16 protein-coding genes and 1 pseudogene are annotated in these 17,172 nt (G+C 67.6%); 9 read left to right on the top strand and 8 right to left on the bottom strand.

The features are described 5' to 3' along the window. Positions 1-13: 13 nt before the first annotated feature. Together ACORQU_RS03275 and ACORQU_RS03270 are read left to right on the top strand one after the other, a co-directional pair. Complete coding sequence (locus ACORQU_RS03275) at positions 14-436, top strand: GNAT family N-acetyltransferase (RefSeq protein ID WP_491643412.1); 423 nt, start codon at positions 14-16, stop codon at positions 434-436. Positions 437-456: 20 nt separating this feature from the next. Next, positions 457-1,233, top strand: coding sequence for an SDR family oxidoreductase (locus tag ACORQU_RS03270; RefSeq protein WP_491643410.1), 777 nt, complete (start codon positions 457-459; stop codon positions 1,231-1,233). Between the two features lie 21 nt (positions 1,234-1,254). On the opposite strand, the gene ACORQU_RS03265 is transcribed toward ACORQU_RS03270, so the two are convergent. The 3 genes from ACORQU_RS03265 to ACORQU_RS03255 are packed head-to-tail and all read right to left on the bottom strand — an operon-like array spanning position 1,255 to position 3,040. Beyond that, positions 1,255-1,668: a DUF6691 family protein gene (locus tag ACORQU_RS03265; RefSeq protein ID WP_491643409.1), complete on the bottom strand. Its 414-nt coding sequence runs from the start codon at positions 1,666-1,668 to the stop codon at positions 1,255-1,257. Continuing rightward, on the bottom strand, positions 1,665-2,087 hold the full coding sequence (locus tag ACORQU_RS03260; protein ID WP_491644942.1) for a YeeE/YedE family protein: 423 nt from the start codon (positions 2,085-2,087) through the stop codon (positions 1,665-1,667). The genes ACORQU_RS03265 and ACORQU_RS03260 overlap by 4 nt, the downstream gene beginning before the upstream one ends. A 14-nt stretch (positions 2,088-2,101) precedes the next feature. After that, positions 2,102-3,040, bottom strand: a complete 939-nt coding sequence (locus ACORQU_RS03255) for an MBL fold metallo-hydrolase (RefSeq protein ID WP_491643407.1) — start codon at positions 3,038-3,040, stop codon at positions 2,102-2,104. A gap of 299 nt (positions 3,041-3,339) precedes the next feature. Between ACORQU_RS03255 and ACORQU_RS03250 the strand changes: the two genes are divergently transcribed. Beyond that, positions 3,340-3,666, top strand: a complete 327-nt coding sequence (locus ACORQU_RS03250) for an ArsR/SmtB family transcription factor (RefSeq protein ID WP_271648489.1) — start codon at positions 3,340-3,342, stop codon at positions 3,664-3,666. A 116-nt stretch (positions 3,667-3,782) separates the two neighbouring features. Here ACORQU_RS03250 and ACORQU_RS03245 read toward each other — a convergent pair. After that, positions 3,783-5,054, bottom strand: a pseudogene (locus ACORQU_RS03245) (malic enzyme-like NAD(P)-binding protein); the annotation flags it as partial. A gap of 405 nt (positions 5,055-5,459) precedes the next feature. On the opposite strand from ACORQU_RS03245, the gene ACORQU_RS03240 reads away from it, so the two are divergent. The 4 genes from ACORQU_RS03240 (at position 5,460) to ACORQU_RS03225 (ending at position 9,434) form a co-directional block, all read left to right on the top strand. Then, complete coding sequence (locus tag ACORQU_RS03240; RefSeq protein ID WP_491643405.1) at positions 5,460-7,466, top strand: CocE/NonD family hydrolase; 2,007 nt, start codon at positions 5,460-5,462, stop codon at positions 7,464-7,466. Positions 7,467-7,584: 118 nt separating this feature from the next. Then, on the top strand, positions 7,585-8,439 hold the full coding sequence (locus ACORQU_RS03235; protein ID WP_491643404.1) for an AraC family transcriptional regulator: 855 nt from the start codon (positions 7,585-7,587) through the stop codon (positions 8,437-8,439). A gap of 41 nt (positions 8,440-8,480) precedes the next feature. After that, complete coding sequence (locus ACORQU_RS03230; RefSeq protein WP_491643402.1) at positions 8,481-8,888, top strand: DUF2000 family protein; 408 nt, start codon at positions 8,481-8,483, stop codon at positions 8,886-8,888. Between the two features lie 141 nt (positions 8,889-9,029). Then, on the top strand, positions 9,030-9,434 hold the full coding sequence (locus ACORQU_RS03225; protein ID WP_271646940.1) for an H-NS histone family protein: 405 nt from the start codon (positions 9,030-9,032) through the stop codon (positions 9,432-9,434). Positions 9,435-9,692: 258 nt separating this feature from the next. Here ACORQU_RS03225 and ACORQU_RS03220 read toward each other — a convergent pair whose 3' ends face one another. The 3 genes from ACORQU_RS03220 to ACORQU_RS03210 all read right to left on the bottom strand — a co-directional run bounded on the left by ACORQU_RS03220 (position 9,693) and on the right by ACORQU_RS03210 (position 13,370). Then, positions 9,693-10,277: a hypothetical protein gene (locus ACORQU_RS03220; protein WP_491643400.1), complete on the bottom strand. Its 585-nt coding sequence runs from the start codon at positions 10,275-10,277 to the stop codon at positions 9,693-9,695. Then, on the bottom strand, positions 10,238-11,965 hold the full coding sequence (locus ACORQU_RS03215) for an alpha-amylase family glycosyl hydrolase (RefSeq protein WP_491643398.1): 1,728 nt from the start codon (positions 11,963-11,965) through the stop codon (positions 10,238-10,240). The genes ACORQU_RS03220 and ACORQU_RS03215 overlap by 40 nt, the downstream gene beginning before the upstream one ends. Positions 11,966-12,461: 496 nt before the next feature. After that, positions 12,462-13,370, bottom strand: coding sequence for a LysR family transcriptional regulator (locus ACORQU_RS03210; RefSeq protein ID WP_271646937.1), 909 nt, complete (start codon positions 13,368-13,370; stop codon positions 12,462-12,464). A 96-nt stretch (positions 13,371-13,466) separates the two neighbouring features. On the opposite strand from ACORQU_RS03210, the gene ACORQU_RS03205 reads away from it, so the two are divergent. After that, complete coding sequence (locus ACORQU_RS03205) at positions 13,467-14,129, top strand: NADPH-dependent F420 reductase (RefSeq protein ID WP_271646936.1); 663 nt, start codon at positions 13,467-13,469, stop codon at positions 14,127-14,129. A 40-nt stretch (positions 14,130-14,169) separates the two neighbouring features. Here ACORQU_RS03205 and ACORQU_RS03200 read toward each other — a convergent pair whose 3' ends face one another. Beyond that, positions 14,170-15,546, bottom strand: a complete 1,377-nt coding sequence (locus ACORQU_RS03200; RefSeq protein WP_271646935.1) for a helix-turn-helix domain-containing protein — start codon at positions 15,544-15,546, stop codon at positions 14,170-14,172. Positions 15,547-15,666: 120 nt separating this feature from the next. On the opposite strand from ACORQU_RS03200, the gene ACORQU_RS03195 reads away from it, so the two are divergent. Next, positions 15,667-17,172, top strand: a complete 1,506-nt coding sequence (locus tag ACORQU_RS03195) for a CoA-acylating methylmalonate-semialdehyde dehydrogenase (protein WP_491643395.1) — start codon at positions 15,667-15,669, stop codon at positions 17,170-17,172.

Genomic DNA, 17,172 nt, shown 5'->3' with positions numbered 1-17,172 from the left:
CCAGCGCACGCGCATGCATGATCCGTTGTCATCTCGATACACCCTGCTCGAGCAGCCGCCTTCCATCGCGGTCTACCGTCATCTGCGCGCTGCCGCGGGACTGAGCCCCAAATCGGAAGCCGCTGCCGCTGCCGGGCTGCCCAACTCCTGCTTCGCAGTGCAGGTGTTGTGCGCGGGCGAGCCCGTCGGGATGGGGCGGGTGATCGGGGACGGGGGGTGCTTCTACCAGGTCGTGGACATCGCCGTGCTGCCCGCGCACCAGGGACGCGGCCTGGGCAAGCGGATCATGGGCGCGATCGGCGCTTACCTGCAGGACCATGTCCCGCCCGGTGCGTATGTCAGTCTGATCGCGGACGGTCATGCACATCGGCTGTATGCGCAGTATGGTTTCAGGCCCACCGCGCCAGCCTCGATCGGCATGGCGTGGGTGCGCTGACTTTTCACGGGAGTTGCTCGATGTCCAATCTCCGCTGGCGTCTGGATGGACAGCTGGCCCTGGTCACCGGCGCCAGTGCCGGCATCGGCCTGGCCACGGCGCGCGAGCTGCTGTCGCTGGGCTGCGATGTGCTGCTGGCCGCGCGCGATGCCGACACCCTGGAAGCGGCCCGCGATGAGCTGACCGACCAGTTCCCAGAGCGCCTGATCGAAGGCTTCGCCGCCGACGTGAGCATCGACGAGGAGCGGCGTGCGCTGCTGGACTGGGTGGAGGACCAGGGCGAGGGCCTGCACATCCTGGTCAATGCCGTGGGCGCGACGCTGACCGGCGAGACCCTGGAACTGGGCGAGGACGAGTGGCGGGACGTATTCGAGACCAGCCTGTTCTCGGCCTTTGAGCTGTGTCGCTACGCGCAGCCGCTGCTGGCCGGGCACCCGGCGACCAGCATCGTCAACGTCGGTGCGGTCAGCGGCCTGGCATCGATACGGGGCGCCACGGTCGAGGGGATGGCCAAGGCCGCGCTGCATCAGATGACCCGCAGCCTGGCGGCCGAATGGGCCGAGGCCGGCATCCGGGTCAATGCGGTCGCGCCCTGGGCCATCCTCACCCCGCGCACCGCGGCCGCGCTGGCCGACACCGACCACTACGAGCAGGTCCTGGCGCGCACGCCGCTGCAGCGCATCGGCGAGCCGGAAGAAGTGGCCGCGGCGATTGCCTTCCTGTGCCTGCCGGCGGCCAGCTACATCACCGGGGAATGCATCGCCGTGGACGGCGGGTTCGGGCGCTTCGGGTTCTGAAGTCCGCGCGGTTGGCCCGCCTCACCGACGCGCGTGCAGAACACGGTGCAGGCCCATGCCGCCGAGCATGGCCAGGGCGAACAGCACGAACGGCCAGCGCCCGGTCACCAGCGCGGCCACGGCCGGCCCGGGGCACAGACCGACCAGGCCCCAGCCGATGCCGAACAGCACCGCCCCGATGACCAGGGGCGCGTCGGGACGACCGCCAACGGGCAGCTGGCCCTGCGCTTCGAGCAGCGGCCGCTGGCGGCGCAGATAGAGGCGATAGGCCAGCGTCGAGGGCACCAGCGCGGCGCCCATGACCAGGATCAGCGACGGATCCCATGCGCCGGCCACGTCCAGGAACGCCAGCACGCGGGCTGGATTGGCCATGTCCGAGATCACCAGGCCAAGGCCGAAGAGCAGCCCGCAGGCCAGCGCGGCGAGCCCCTTCATGCCGCACCCCCGAGCAGGTGGCGCACCACCCAGACCGTGGCCACCCCGCAGGCCATGAACACCCCGGTGGCGGCCATCGAGCGCGGCGACAGGCGCGCCAGCCCGCACACCCCGTGGCCGCTGGTGCAGCCCGAGCCCAGCCGGGTCCCATAGCCCACCAGCAGGCCACCGGCCACCAGCAGCGGCCAGCTGCCGGTGACCTGCAGGTCCGGCATGCCGCGCAGCCTCATCGCGACGGCGCTGCCGCACAGCAGCCCGATGAGGAACCACGCCGCCAGTCCCCGGGCGGCGTTGCGGGCCAGGCCGGTCGCCGCGGCGATCAACCCGGAGATGCCAGCGACGCGCCCGAGCAGCAGCAGGTAGCCGCCGGCCGCCAGCCCGATCAGGGCTCCGCCCATGACCGGCCAATACCACGCGATGGCCGCCGGCGCGCTCACAGCAGGTCCAGGGGCAGCTTCAGGTAACGGGTGCCGTTGTCTTCCGGCTCGGGCAGGTGTCCGCCGCGCATGTTCACCTGCACCGAGGGCAGGATCAGGCGCGGCATGGACAGGGTGGCATCGCGCTGTTCGCGCATCTGCACGAAGGCTTCCTCGTCCACACCTTCGTGCAGGTGGATGTTGCCGCTGCGCTCGGCCTCGATGGTGGTCTCCCACGCGTAGTCGTCGCGGCCCGGGGCCTTGTAGTCGTGGCACAGGAACACGCGCGCCTGCCCGGGCAGGGACAGCAGGCGGCGGATCGACCGGTACAGCGTGCGCGCGCTGCCGCCGGGAAAGTCGCAGCGCGCGGTGCCGTAGTCGGGCATGAACAGCGTGTCGCCCGGGAACACCGCGTCGCCGATCACGTAGGCCATGCACGCCGGGGTGTGGCCGGGCACGTGCAGGGCGGTGGCCTGCAGCCCGCCGATGCGGAAGGTCTCGCCGTCGGCGATCAACCGGTCGAACTGGCTGCCGTCGCGGGCGAATCGGGCGTCGGCGTTGAAGACCGCGCCGAAGGTCTCCTGCACGGTGGTGATGTGGCGGCCGATGGCCAGGCGCCCGCCCAGGCGTTCCTGCAGCAGCGGGGCGGCGGAGAGGTGGTCGGCGTGGGCGTGGGTTTCCAGCAGCCACTCCACGCGCAGCCCCGCATCGCGCACAAAGTCCAGCAGCAGCTGGGCTGAATGCTTGGCGGTGCGGCCACTGGCCATGTCGAAGTCCAGCACGCTGTCGATGATCGCGCAGGCATCGCTGCCGGGATCGCGCACAACGTGGCTGGCGGTAAAGGTGGCCTGGTCGAAGAACGTCGTCACCTGCGGGCGCGGGGCGCGGCCCTGCAGCGCGTCATCGACCGTGGCGCAGGCCAGGGCGAGGTTTGGATCGGAACCGGCGGTGCGCATGGGCAGGCCCTGGCTGAGAATGGCTAATACTTACGTTATTTATTAAAGTATGCAAGTATCTCGTTTCGCCGGGGCGTCGGTGCCGTTCGCCGCTGGCGGCTCTTAGACTGTGCGGCGCCCCGCTGCCGCGTTCGACCAAGGATCTGCATGTTGTTTGCCCCCCCTGCCATGGCGGGTTTCCCGTCGGCGCCCCGCGCGCGCGTCGTCCGTGTCGTGGCCAGATCGGCGGGAAGGCGGCAGCCGTGCCGCGCCGTCAGGAATCCGGCATGAGCGGCGGCGAGCGTGCCGAACTGGCGGCCATGAAGGCCAAGGTGCCCGAAGTGGCCGAGCTGCTGCGCCTGGTGGCCACGCCCTCGCGCCTGTTGGTGCTGTGCCAGCTCTCGCAGGGCGAGCTGTCGGTCGGGGCGCTGGAGCAGGCCACCGGTATCCGCCAGCCTGGGCTGTCCCAGCAACTGGCCGAACTGCGTCAGGCCGGGCTGGTCGCCACGCGCCGCCAGTCGCGCTCGATCTTCTATCGCATCGCCGATGCACGGGTGGAGCAGTTGCTGACCGCGATGTACGCGATCTTCTGCGGCGACGGTCTGGTGCCCACGACGGACTTGAACGCCACCGCGGCCGGCCGCTGAGGCAGGGTGCGAAGTGCCACGCCCCAGGGCGTGATGGCGCGCCTGCGTGCGGCCGTGCGCGCTGGCGAGGCTCAGCCTTCGGCGGTGTTCCAACGCGCCGCCAGGTCGGCCGACAGCTGGGCCAAGCGCTGGCGGTAGGCCTGCAGATCGGCGATCGGGCGGGTGGCCACGCCGCTGTCCATGGCCGCCTTGGCGACGGCGGCGGGCAGCTCGACCAGCAGGCGCGGGTCCAGCGGATGCGGAATCAGGCGCTCGCGGCCGAACACCACGTGGCCCTCGGCATCGGTCTGGCTCAGGGCGAGCCGGGCCAGGGCCTGTACGCAGGCCACCTTCATCCCGGTATCGATCTGCGTGGCGCCGACGTCCAGCGCGCCGCGGAACAGATAGGGGAAGCACAGCACGTTATTGATCTGGTTCGGGAAGTCCGAGCGCCCGGTGCCGACGATCACATCGCTGCGCACGGCCTTGGCCTGGGCCGGGAGGATTTCCGGATACGGGTTGGCCAGCGCCAGCACGATCGGATCGGCGGCCATCGTGGCTAGCATCTCGGCGGTCAGCGTGCCCGGGCCGGACAGGCCCAGGAACAGGTCCGCGCCCACCAGCGCATCGGCCAGCGTGCGTGCCTCGGTGTCGCGCGCGTAGGCCGCCTTGCTCGCGTCCAGGTTGCCGCGGCCGCTGTGGATCACCCCGCTGCGGTCCACCGCCAGGATGTTGCCGCGCTGCAGGCCCAGCGAGACCAGCATGTCCACGCAGGCCACGCCGGCCGCGCCCATGCCGCACACCACCAGGCGGATGTCCTCGATGCGCTTGCCGACCAGGCCCAGCGCATTGGTCACCGCCGCGCCCACCACGATCGCGGTGCCGTGCTGGTCGTCGTGGAAGACCGGGATGTTCATGCGCCCGGCCAGGGTGCGTTCGATGGCGAAGCACTCCGGGGCCTTGATGTCTTCCAGGTTGATGCCGCCGAAGGTCGGCTCCATCGCCGCGACGATCTCGATTAGCTTGTCCGGGTCGTTGGCGTCCAGTTCGATGTCGAACGCGTCCACGCCGGCGAAGCGCTTGAACAGGATGCTCTTGCCTTCCATCACCGGCTTGCCGGCCAGTGGGCCGATGTTGCCCAGCCCCAGCACGGCGGTGCCGTTGGTGATCACGCCCACCAGGTTGCCGCGTCCGGTCATGAAGTGCGCCTGGCCCGCGTCGGCGACGATGGCCTCACAGGCATAGCCCACGCCCGGCGAGTAGGCCAGGGCCAGGTCCTGTTGGGTGCGCACCGACTTGGTCGGCACCACTTCCAGCTTGCCCGGCTGCGGCCAGCGGTGATAGTCCAGCGCCGCCTGGTGCGGGTGTGGCGCCTGCGCGGCGGCGGGATGCTTGGTGTCTGCAGTCATAGGGCGAGGGGCATCTTGAAAGAATGGAGTCGGCGGCGCGCTCGTGCGAAACCGGCGCGGCCATGTCAGGCGCGTGACCTGTCCGGGGACGGGATCAGACCAGAATTGACGCCATGCGGACAATTGCGTGGCGACGGGCATTCCCGCTGATTGGGACATCGCCCGCGGCGGTTACCTCTGCAACCATGGGCCCCAAGATTTGGGCGTAATTTCTGGCGAAATCACGTCGTTTGGCCCCATGCGCAACCGGGCTGCCTGTCATGTCGCAGCCGCGGGTGCCGCCATGCGCCTGCCGCGCTTGGCCCTCTGCGAAGGGGAGCGCGGTGTCATCCGGCAGTTCCACTGCCTCTTCCGCACGCCATGCATCTGGGAGAGACTCCGGGGTTTGACCTCGGGGATACCTCCATGCTGATCCGTCGGCGCGCCACCTTGCTCGGCGCGGCACTCATGTCCTGCGGACTGACCTTGCTGGGGGCGACGCCGGCGTTCGCCCAGCGCAACGCAGATCCCGATGCCGAGTTGATCGCCAAGCGCAACGCGCTGGAGGCCGAGCTGGAACAGATCGCCGTGATCGACCGCAAGGTCATGGTCAAGATGCGCGATGGCAAGCTGATGGCGGCCGATGTCTATCGTCCCAAGGGCGAGGGCAAGTTTCCGATCATCTTTTCGCGCACGCCGTACAACTTCAATTTCTGGGACGTGAAGCTGGGCGCGCCGCGCGACATGAGCCAGCAGATCGCCGCGGTCAAGCATGGCTATGCGTTCGTGCAGATGCAGGAGCGTGGGCATTTCTTCTCCCAGGGCAACTACGACATCCTCGGCATGCCGCTGAGCGATGCCACCGACGAGCTGAAGTGGATGTCCTCGCAGCCCTGGGCCAGCGGCAAGGTCGGCACCACAGGCTGCTCCTCTACGGCCGAATGGCAACTGGCGGTGGTGGCACAGGGCAACCCGGCGCTGACCACCTTCAACGTGCAGGGCTTCGGTGCCGGCGTGGGCAAGGTCGGTCCCTACTACGAGCAGGGCAACTGGTATCGCGGCGGCGCGATGCAGATGCTGTTCGTGTCATGGATCTACGACTACGGCATCCAGAACCAGGTGCGGCCGATGTTTCCGGCCGGCACCACGCAGGACGAGCTCATCAACGCTTCGCATTTCTTCGACCTGGCCCCGCAGATGCCCAAGGTCGACTGGGACAAGGCGTTCTGGCATCTGCCGAGCAAGGACATCATCAAGGCCGTCGGCGGTCCGCCCGGCATCTACGACACGGTCATGCCCGTGGCCACCGGCGGCAACATGGTCGCGCGCACGCCCAACAGCCCGGCCTGGTACAAGGGCGGGCTGTGGCACGAGGACCAGAAGATCAACAAGCCGGGCCTGTGGTTCATGAGCTGGTTCGATGTGTCGGTCTCGCCCAACCTGGCCGCCTACAACCAGGTGCGCAAGACCGCCGACAAGGCCATCGCCGAGCAGCAGTACGCGGTGATCGCCCCGGTGCTGCATTGCGCCTACAAGCGTTCCAGCGAGCACACCATGGTGGGCGACATGGACATGGGCGATGCCCGCTTCGACTACGACGCCCTGGTTTACGGCTGGTTCGACCAGTACCTCAAGGGCGAGGACAGCCCGGTGGTCGCCAAGCAGCCCAAGGTCATGTACTACGTGATGGGTGCCAACCGCTGGAAGAATGCGCAGACCTGGCCGCCGGCGGGGGTGACCACGCAGGACCTGTACTTCGGCAGCGAGGGCCAGGCCAACACGCTGTACGGCAACGGCGTGCTGAGCGCCACGCTGCCCACGACCGCGCAATCGGACAAGTTCACCTATGACCCGACCAATCCGGTGCCCACGCTGGGCGGCGGCGGGTGCTGCCAGGGCGCGACCAAGTTCGGCTCCTTCGACCAGCGTCAGCAGGAAACCCGCAACGACATCCTGGTCTACGACACCAAGCCTTTCGAAAAGGGCATGGAAGTCAGCGGCCCGGTGACCGTCACGCTGTACGTGTCCTCCGATGCCAAGGACACCGACTTCACCTTCAAGCTGATCGACGTCTTCCCGGACGGCCGCGCGATGAACATCACCGAGAACATCCAGCGTATGCGCTACCGCAACGGCTATGACAAGCCGCTGGCGTGGATGGAAAAGGGCCAGGTGGTGCCGGTCACCTTCCAGCCGATCGATACCGCGTACTACTTCAAACCCGGGCACACGCTGCGCGTGGACGTGTCCAGCAGCAACTTCCCGCGCTTCGACCGCAACCTCAACACCGGCGGCAACAACGTCGACGAGGACCACGGCGTGATCGCCCACAACGTGGTGCACCACGGCCCGCAGTACCCATCGAAGATCACCCTGACGGTGATGCCCGCGGCCGAGTCCGCCGCGACGAACCAGGAGGCCGCGGCGAACTGAGCCGTGGCCCACAGGCCCCCGGCGTGCCACGTGGGGTAGAACACGCCGGGGCCGCTCGGCAAGAGACGGTCGGCCCCCGGGCCAGCCGACCGAGCGGGGGTAACATGGCGCGGTGAACATGCCTCGGGCTAGGCCGGTATCGCGGGACTGGATCGCGCTCCGCAGGGATCGCGAGACCGGCATCGAGACGGTGCAGGCCCACTTCGGCGGCCACGCCTACGATCCGCACGATCACGACGAACTGCTGGTGGGCTTCACCCAGCAAGGCGTCCAGCAGTTCCGTTGTCGGCGCGCAGTCCATGTCAGCACGCCAGGGCGCGCCATCCTGATCGAGCCGGGCGAAGTCCACGACGGGCGCGCGCCGGAGCGGGAGGGCTTCACCTACGCCATGCTGTACATCCCGCAGCCCGTACTGGTGCAATGGGCGGAGCGGCTCGGGCAGGATGAAGCACGCGCAGACCGCGCCGCCTCTAAGCACATCCTGCAGCACGATCCCGAGCTGGTGTCGGTCATCAGTGGAGCGTTCAGTGCGCTCCATGCCTGCGAAGGCCGGCTCGCGCGCGACCAGACGCTGGACGCACTCCTGCGTGCGCTGCACAGGCATCGCTCCCGGCACGGCCCGGCGAGCCGGCCAGTGGACGCGGCCATCGTGCGCGTCCGTGAGGCGCTGCATGCGCACCTGGCGCAGGACATCGGACTCGATGACCTGTCGAAGATGACCGGGATGGATCGCTTCAGGCTCACCCGGCAGTTCACCCAGGCCTATGGGTTGTCCCCGCATGCCTACCTGATCCGGCTGCGTCTGCGCGCGGCGCGCGCGCTGTTGGCCGGTGGCATGCAGCCGGCCAGCGTGGCGCCCGAGACGGGTTTCGCCGACCAGAGCCACCTCGGCCGCTGGTTCCGGCGTGCGTACCGACTGACGCCGGCGGCCTACCGACGCAGCTGCACAAACGTTCCAGACCTGATGCCCTGAGCTGACCCAGGCTTGCGGGCATCCTCACCGGAACCCGCCCCATGTTCGATACCAAAGTCGCGCTCATCGTGCGTCTTGACCTGGCCGTCTGGCAGCGCCTGAATGTCGTGGCCTTCCTGTCCACCGGCATCGCGGCGGCCGCGCCAGAGGCCTTGGGCGAGCCTTACGTGGATGCGGCGCAGCGCGTCTACGGACGCATGCTCATCCAGCCGGTGATGGTCTTCCAGGCGGACCTGGCCCAACTGCAGGCGGTGCACGCCGGTGCGCTGAAGTGTGAGCTGGTCCGGCTCGCCTTTGTCCAGGCCATGTTCTCCACCGGACACGATGCGGCCAATCGCGCCGCGTTCGCCGCTGAGGATCCAGAGCACATGAATCTGGTCGGTTACGCCATCCGCGGCGGCAAAAAGGCGGTGGACAAGACCATCAAGGGCCTGGCCCTGCATCCCTGAGCGCGGCCGGACACGGCTAGCGCTGGCAGCCGGTTGCCGGCATCCCGATACCCGGTTGGACCGAGCGACCGGCCCGGTTTGCCGCCCGCCCGCCGAACGCCGAGAATGGCGGCCCGTTTCCCGTCAGGGCAAGAAATCCGCATGAGTTCCCCCAATACGCCGAACCTGGCCTCCATCGCCGAGGCCAAGGCCCGGCTCGCCGACGAACTGCGCAAGCTGGAAGAACAGGAAGTCGAGCTGCGCGGCCAGCAGTGCAGCGAAGCCTTCGACCAGATCGTGGCCCTGCTGAAGGATTATGCCGAGCAGTTCAATGCCCGCCAGAAGTCCGAGATCGCCGGTTTTGTCATCAGCGGCGCCAAGCCGAAGAAGGCCGCCGCCCCGGCCAAGCAGACCGTCGCCCCCAAGTACTGGCTGCCGCACACCGGCGAGACCTGGACCGGCCGTGGCCGCACCCCGCGCGCTTTCGCCGCCTGGGAAGGCACCGCCGCCTTCAACGAGTGGAAGAAGAACCACCCCAACGAGAAATTCCCGAAGTTTCCGGGGTGAATGAACAGGCCGGGGAAACCCGGCCCGCGTCAGCCGGGCGGTGGGAGGATCAGGGGCAAGGCAGATGGCTCACACCGCCTGTTTCCGCCATTGAACCAGCCGCCCGTGACCGAACCTGCGCTCCGACCCCGCTTCCGGACCGAAGCGCGGTCGGGCGTGTGGCCTCGCGACCAGCAAGCGTTGCAGGACCCGCCCAAGGCAGCCAAACGCGAATCGCCTGCGCAAAATGGCGGGCCATGCCGCAAGGCTGGCGAAAGCCTACTTTGCGATCATCAGGAGCAGCGAGCGTGCCTGCAGGCCGTAGTGCGTGTTCTCGCCGCCAACGAGCGTCTCGCTGCCGGGCGAGGCGACGGTGTTGCCACCCTCGTTCCAGATCGCCGTGTCGGTGACGCGGTACCACTGCTTGCCTGTGCCCGGCCAAGGCAGGGTGAAGTCGACGTCGCCGGACCAGCCGTTGTAGGCGACGTAGATCGCCGGCGACGGATCGCCGAATTCGCTGCCGTCGATACGCCAGGCCAGCGCATGGTTGCTGGCGTTTTCGAAGTACGCCGCATCGGCCACGCTGCCGTCGGGCTTGAACCAGCGCAACTGTTCCATCACGTTGCCGTTGCCATCGCTGCCGGAATAGAAGTTCGCCGGGCGCAGCGCGGGGTGCGCCTTGCGGAACGCCAGCAGGCGCCGGGTGAAGGTTTCGAAGTCCGACTCGACCTGTAGCCGTGTCCAGTCCAGCCAGTTTGCGGGCGAGTCCAGGTTGTAGGCGTTGTTGTTGCCGTACTGCGTGCGCAATGCCTCATCACCGCCAGTCAGCATCGGCACGCCGGCGCTGAGCAGGGACAGCGCCATGCCCGTCCGCGCCGCGCGCCGCTGCGCCTGCGCGTTGCCGCCCTGGTCCCAACTGTTGTTGCTACCTCGCCGCCGTCGGACGGGCCGTACGGCCACGGCTGCGCATTCTGCTTGCTGTTGAACGCGTACAGATCGTTGAGCGTGAAGCCGTCATGCGCGACCAGGAAGTTCACCGAATGCCACGGCTTACGTCCATCGTCGCCGTAAAGGTCCGAGGAGCCGGCCACGCGCGCGGCCAGTGTGCCCAGCGTCACCGTCTCCACGCCGAGTTTGTTCTGCAGCTTGCGCACGGTGTCCCGGTACTGGCCGTTCCATTCCGCCCAGCCTGCCGGGAAACCCCCGACCTGATACGAATTGCCGCCGATGGCCCATGGCTCGGCGATCAGGTCCACGCCGCTCCCACCGCCAGCTGCGCGCGGAGGCAGTTCGGCAACGATGCGGTTGAGTGCGTTGCCGCCGTCATTTTTGTCGAAGTTGAAGCAGCCATGCTGGCAGCTGTTGCCTAGCACGGAGGCCAGGTCGAAGCGGAAGCCGTCCACACCCAGCGTGTCGCGCCAGTACGCCAGCGAGTCCACGATCTGATTCTGGGCGATGAGGTTGCGCGTGTTGTAGTTGCCGCCGACGCCGGTGTTGTCCCACGGATGCTGGCGGTCGCTGGTGAGCGCGTAGTAGGTCGGGTTATCTAACCCGCGCCACGAGAGCACGTTGTAGGTGCTGACGCCGTCACCGCCGCCCCACGGCCCACCTTCGCCGGTGTGGTTGTAGACCACATCGACGTAGACCTTGATGCCGGCGTCGTGGAAGGCATTGACCATGGCCTTGACCTCTTTCGTCGGCCCGCCCGGGGTCTGGTCGCTGGCGTAGCGACGGTCGGGCGCGAACCAGTTCAACGTCATGTAACCCCAGTAGTTGTCGCCGCTGTCCGAGTTGGGGTCGATGTCGTTCTGGTCGTTCTGGGTCTCCTGCAACGGCAGGAACTCCACCGCCGTGACGCCCAGGGCGGCAAGCGCCGGGGCCTTGAGCGCCGCGCCGGCGTAGGTGCCGCGTTTGGCGGCGGGGATCGTGGTGTCGTTCTTGGTCAGTCCGCGCAGGTGCACCTCGTACACCACCTCATCCTTGAACGCGCGCGTGGGCTTGCTGCCGGTGGAGGTGGTGTCGCCCGTCAGCACGATCCCCTTGGGCGCACACGCGGCGCTGTCGAGCGTGCGGTAGCCAGGGCCGCTGGCGTAGAGCGTCCCGTCCTGGCAGGTCGTGGTGATCGGGTCGTGGCTGACTTCGCGTGCGTACGGGTCCAACAGCAGCTTGTTGGGGTTGAAGCGATTGCCCGCGGCATCCACGTCGGCCACGAAACCGGTGGAGGTGCCGGGCATCCACGATGCCGAATAAGTCCAGTTCGGACCCCAGGCGCGGTAGCCGTAGTACACCGGGCCGCTGACGCCGGCCGCGCGCAGTGTGGAAACCGGGATGCTGCCGGACCACACGTGGGTCGTCGTGTTGTTCGATAGCGCGTATCGGGCATTCTCGGTGGCGCCGGTGGCACTGGCGTAGACCCAGACCTCGATGTGGGTTGCCGTGGACGAGTAGACGCGAAAGGTGACGTTGGTGGCGCTGGCATCGAAGCGCCCGCCCAGCAGGTTCGCATCGATCGCCGCCCGTGCGCGGCAGGGCAGCAGCAGGATCACGCCCACGGCGCATGCAAGCGCCAGCCTTACCATCCGTTCCGCCATAGAAGTCGCCATCGCCGTGCCCCTCCGCCCGTTGTGGCGAGCGATCATGGCGCGTGTGCGATCGCACAACAGCCGTCTGGTCGATGCATACGTATGCGGCATGTCGGGCGGCCCGCTCGCTCCAGGAGCGGAGCCAGAGAAAGGCAGTGAGTCTGGAACATCGCTGCGCAGCCGCCGGTCTGTTTGGTCGTGCGGCCGTCGACAGAATGTTGGAGCCGCCCCCCTGCGGCCTCCGGCATCCGACGCATCTTGGATGGAGCACTTGGAACTTGGGCGAGCCGTCAATCCGTGAACCGCCAAGCTCCAGCAAATCCGCCCAAGGCAACAAACGTGTCGCACCGCCAAGCGAAACTGCCAATGCGACCGCCGAAGACGCGCGTTCGGGAAAGTTGATCCTGTCGCAACTCCGCAGCTCGCGAGAAGTCAATCCGACCCCGTTCTGAGGAGCCTCGCCGGTCTAGGCGCCGCGTCCGGCCGGTCCAAACGCCAGGCTGGCGGCCTCGATGAAGGTGCGCAGCCTGGCGGTCTTTTGGCGGTTGGCATCGAAGATCAGGTGCAGGGGGCGCGACGGTCCTTCGTAGTCCGGCAGTACGCGGATTAGGCGTCCTTGCTGCAGTGCCTGTTCCACCAGCATCTCTGGCGCGAGGACCACGCCATGTCCGGCGAGTGCCGAGGAAAGCAGGGCCGAACCCTCGTTGACACGGAGGCGTCCACGCGTCTTGACCTTGTGGATCCGAGCGTCGCGGGCGAATTGCCATTCTCGCTCGAAGGGCGAGCGGGCATAGATGAAGTTGATGCAGGCATGCCCGGTCAGCGCCTCGGGCGTGTCGGGGACGCCATGTCGATCCAGGTAGCGCGGTGAAGCGCAGGCGATCAGGCGATAGGGTTCCAGCGCTCGGGCGGCCAAGCTGGAATCGGGCAGATCGCCGAGCCGGAAGACGGCTTCAAACCCTTCTTCGGTTAGATCGACAAGGCGGTCGGTTAGGACGAGGTCGACTTCGATATCAGGATGCGCGGTCATGAAGTCGGCGAGGAACTGCACGACGCGATATGTGCCGAATGTTATCGGCGCGCTGATTCTCAATACACCGCGTGGCACCACTGTCAATGTCTGCGCCAGTGCGTCGGCTGACAGCACCTCCTCCAGGATCAATCGGCAGCGTTGGTGATACGCATGGCCCAACTCGGTCAGCGCCTGCTTGCGCGTGGTGCGATTGAGTAATCGTGCGCCCAAGCGCCGTTCCAACGCAGCGACGTGCTTGGCCACCATCTGTGGCGATACATCCAACGCGCGCGCGGCGGCTGCGAACGAGCCGGTCTCTACCGCTTTGACGAAGGCTTCCATCGCAGCGAGGTTGAAGTCCATTCGAGACATCGAGTTGTTGATCCAGCTACCAGATCGTCATTTATCCACAGTGAAGCGTGAATCACCATGCCTGCCCCCCACATCATGGAAATACGCATGAATATTGGATTCATCGGCGCGGGCTTGCAGAGCCGCGGCATCGCGCATCTGGCGCTTGCCGCGGGCCAACAGGTACGACTGGCTAGTTCGCGCAGGCCGGAGCACATGGGTGAGGTCTCGCGCCAATTGCCGGGTGCCCAGGTCGGAATGATCGAAGAAGTCATCGTCTTCGCCGATCTCATCGTGATCGCCATTCCCCTTCCTGCCGTTGTATCGCTCCCGACGGCATCTCTGGCGAACAAGCTCATCGTCGACGCCAACAACTACTACCCGGACCGGGACGGCCGCATCGCGCGCTTTGACACCCATCGCATCACGACCAGTGAGTGGGTTGCGCAGTGCCTTCCTCGATCCACCGTGGTCAAGGCATTCAGCGCCGTTCTTGCACGCGACCTGTATACAGATGCGTCGCTTTCCGGCACGCCTGGACGGCGCGCGCTACCCGTCGCCGGTGATGATCCCGTTGCAGTGAAGCGAGTCGTTGATTGGACCGACGCACTTGGTTTCGATGCGGTGGATGCCGGACCTCTGCGAGACAGTTGGCGCTTTGAACGGGCCAAGCCGGCCTACTGCGTGCCATTCGACCGCGCCGGCTTGATCCAGGCGCTGGCCGCGGCGGAACGCAACGTAGAGTTGCCACATGGATCGTGGCGCCGGTGATGGTCGCCTGGACCTGGGATGTTGCGCGCGTGCACCAGGCTCACCGCACCACCGCCCCCAACCGCGGCAGCGCCGGAAACGCGCGCTGCAAACAATCACTCCACTCACACGTCCGGCAGCCCGGGCCGATGGGCACGGCGCTTTCGGCGCGCAGGTCGATGCCGCGGGCGTAGACCAGGCGTTCGGCATGGCGCAGGTCGCAGCCCAAGGTGACGGCGAAGGTCTTGCGCGGTTGGCCGTAGCCGACCGGGCCGCTGCTGACCTGGCGGGCCAGCCAGAAGTGGCGGCGGCCATCGGGCAGGCGCGCGACCTGGGTCAGCACGCGGCCGGGCTGGTTGAAGGCTTCGTAGACGATCCACAGCGGGCACGAGCCGCCGACCTGCGAAAAGTGGAAGTCGGTGGAGGAGTGGCGCTTGGACACGTTGCCGGCGCGGTCCACGCGCATGAAGAAGATCGGCAGTCCGGGCGCGCCTTCGCGCTGCAGGGTGGAGAGGCGGTGGCACACCGCCTCGAAGCCCACGCCGAAGCGGTGCGCAAGCCATTCGATGTCGTAGCGGCTGTCCTCGGCGCTGCGCAGGAACTCGCCGTACGGCATCACCAGCGCGCCGGCGAAGTAGTTGGACAGGCCGATGCGGGAGAGCGCGATGCGCTCGGGGTCGTCGAAGCCGGCACGCGCGGTCAACGCGGCGATCAGGTCGGCATGCTCCAGCAGCACCAGCTGCGCGGCCATCTGGAAAGCCTGTTGGCCGGGTCGCAGGTAGCCGGGCAGGTGCAGCACGCGCGTGGCGGCATCGAAGCGGCGCTTCTCGTGGCCGCCGGCGGCGTGCACCTCGACCAGCACGCCGTGGCGGTCGGCCAGCAGCTGGCGCAGGCGCGGCGCGGTGTGGCCGACTACCAGGCCGAGTTCGGCGAAGCGGTGCTCGGCCAGATCGTCCAGCTCGGGCAGGTGGTTGCCCAGGCGATTGAAGTAATCGCGCACCTGGTCGCCGGGCGACAGCAGCGCTGGCGTGCCGACGCCGGGATCGCCGACCTGCAGTTCCAGGGCGGTGGCGCGGTCGCGCAGGGCGCGGTGCTCGCGGTGCAGGTCCAGCAGGGCGTGGGCGACCTGGGGCAGGTTGCCGGCCAGGGTGCGCAGTTCGGTCATGCTCACGCCGGGCTGGCCCAGCGCGACCAGCGTGTCGTGCAGCGGGTCGACCAGGGCGAACGGGTCGTCGGTGTCGAACAGCCGGGCGGTGTCGCCCAGCACCTCACGCAGGCGCGCCTGCACGGCCGGGGTCAGTGGGCGCTTGTTGCGCTCGATCTGGTTGAGATAGCTGGGGGACAGCCCCAGCGCCTGCGCCAGCTGGGCCTGGGTGAGGCCGTGTTGCTGGCGCAGGCGCTGCAGGCGCAGGCCGAACTGGCGTCGGGTATTGGGCATGTTCGCAATATTCGCAGCGATCTCGATGGATTTCACCAGATTAAGCAAAAAACAGGCTGAAAGTGAGGCCTGCATTGCGAACAATGCGAATCCTTTCTTCTAGATCGCTCTGGGCCGCCCATGAACGCCGAACTCCCGCGCATGTCCTTGTTGATCGACGGAGCCTTCGTCGACTCCACCACGACCACCTGGAAGGACATCGTCAATCCGGCCACGCAGGAGGTGCTGGGGCAGGTGCCATTCGCCACCGTCGAGGAGGTGGACCGCGCCGTGGCCGCCGCCAAGGCCGCCTTCAAGACCTGGCGCAAGACGCCGATCGGCACCCGGGCGCGCATCTTCCTCAAGTACCAGCAGCTGATCCGCGAGCACATGGGCGAGCTGGCGGCCATCCTCACCGCCGAGCAGGGCAAGACCCTGCCCGATGCCGAGGGCGATGTGTTCCGCGGGCTGGAGGTGGTGGAGCACGCCGCGGCCATCGGCAACCTGCAGCTGGGCGAGCTGGCCAACAACGTGGCCGGCGGCGTGGACACCTACACGCTGATGCAGCCGCTGGGCGTGTGCGCCGGCATCACCCCGTTCAACTTCCCGGCGATGATCCCGCTGTGGATGTTCCCGATGGCCATCGCCACCGGCAACACCTTCCTGCTCAAGCCGTCCGAGCAGGACCCGATGGTGACCATGCGCCTGGTCGAACTGGCGCTGGAGGCCGGTATCCCCAAGGGCGTGCTCAACGTGGTCCACGGCGGCGAGGAGGTGGTCAACGCGATCTGCGACCACCCGGACATCAAGGCGGTGTCGTTCGTCGGTTCGACCAAGGTGGGCACGCATGTCTACCACCGCGCCTCGCTGGCCGGCAAGCGCGTGCAGTGCATGATGGGCGCCAAGAACCACGCCGTCGTGTTGCCCGATGCCAACAAGGAGCAGACGCTCAACGCGATGGCCGGTGCGGCGTTCGGTGCGGCCGGACAGCGCTGCATGGCGGCCTCCACGCTGGTCCTGGTCGGCGCGGCGCGCGAGTGGATTCCGGAGCTGGTCGAAAAGGCCAAGACGCTGAAGGTCGGCCCCGGCCACGCCAAGGACACCGACGTCGGTCCGCTGATCTCGCCGGCCGCCTGTACCCGCGTGCAGGACCTGATCGAATCGGGCATCGCCCAAGGCGCCAAGCTCGAACTGGATGGCCGCAAGCCCCAGGTGGATGGCCACGCGCAGGGCAACTTCGTCGGCCCAACCATCTTCTCCGGGGTCAAGCCGGGCATGCGGATCTACGACGAGGAAATCTTTGGGCCGGTGCTGGTGATCGTGGAGGTCGACTCGCTCGATGCGGCCATCGACTTCGTCAACGCCAACCCCAACGGCAACGGCACGGCGGTGTTCACCCAGTCTGGCGCCGCCGCGCGCAAGTTCCAGGAGGACATCGACGTGGGCCAGGTCGGCATCAACGTGCCGATCCCGGTGCCGGTGCCACTGTTCTCCTTCACCGGCTCGCGCGCTTCCAAGCTCGGTGACTTGGGCCCTTACGGCAAGCAGGTGGTGATGTTCTACACCCAGACCAAGACGGTCACCGCGCGCTGGTTCGACGACGAGACGCTGGGCCATGGCGTCAACACCACCATCAGCCTGAAGTAA

Source organism: Pseudoxanthomonas sp. JC1303 (genome assembly GCF_058448525.1).
The sequence above is the reverse complement of the archived record's forward strand: the minus strand, read 5'-3'. Positions and strand labels throughout refer to the sequence as shown.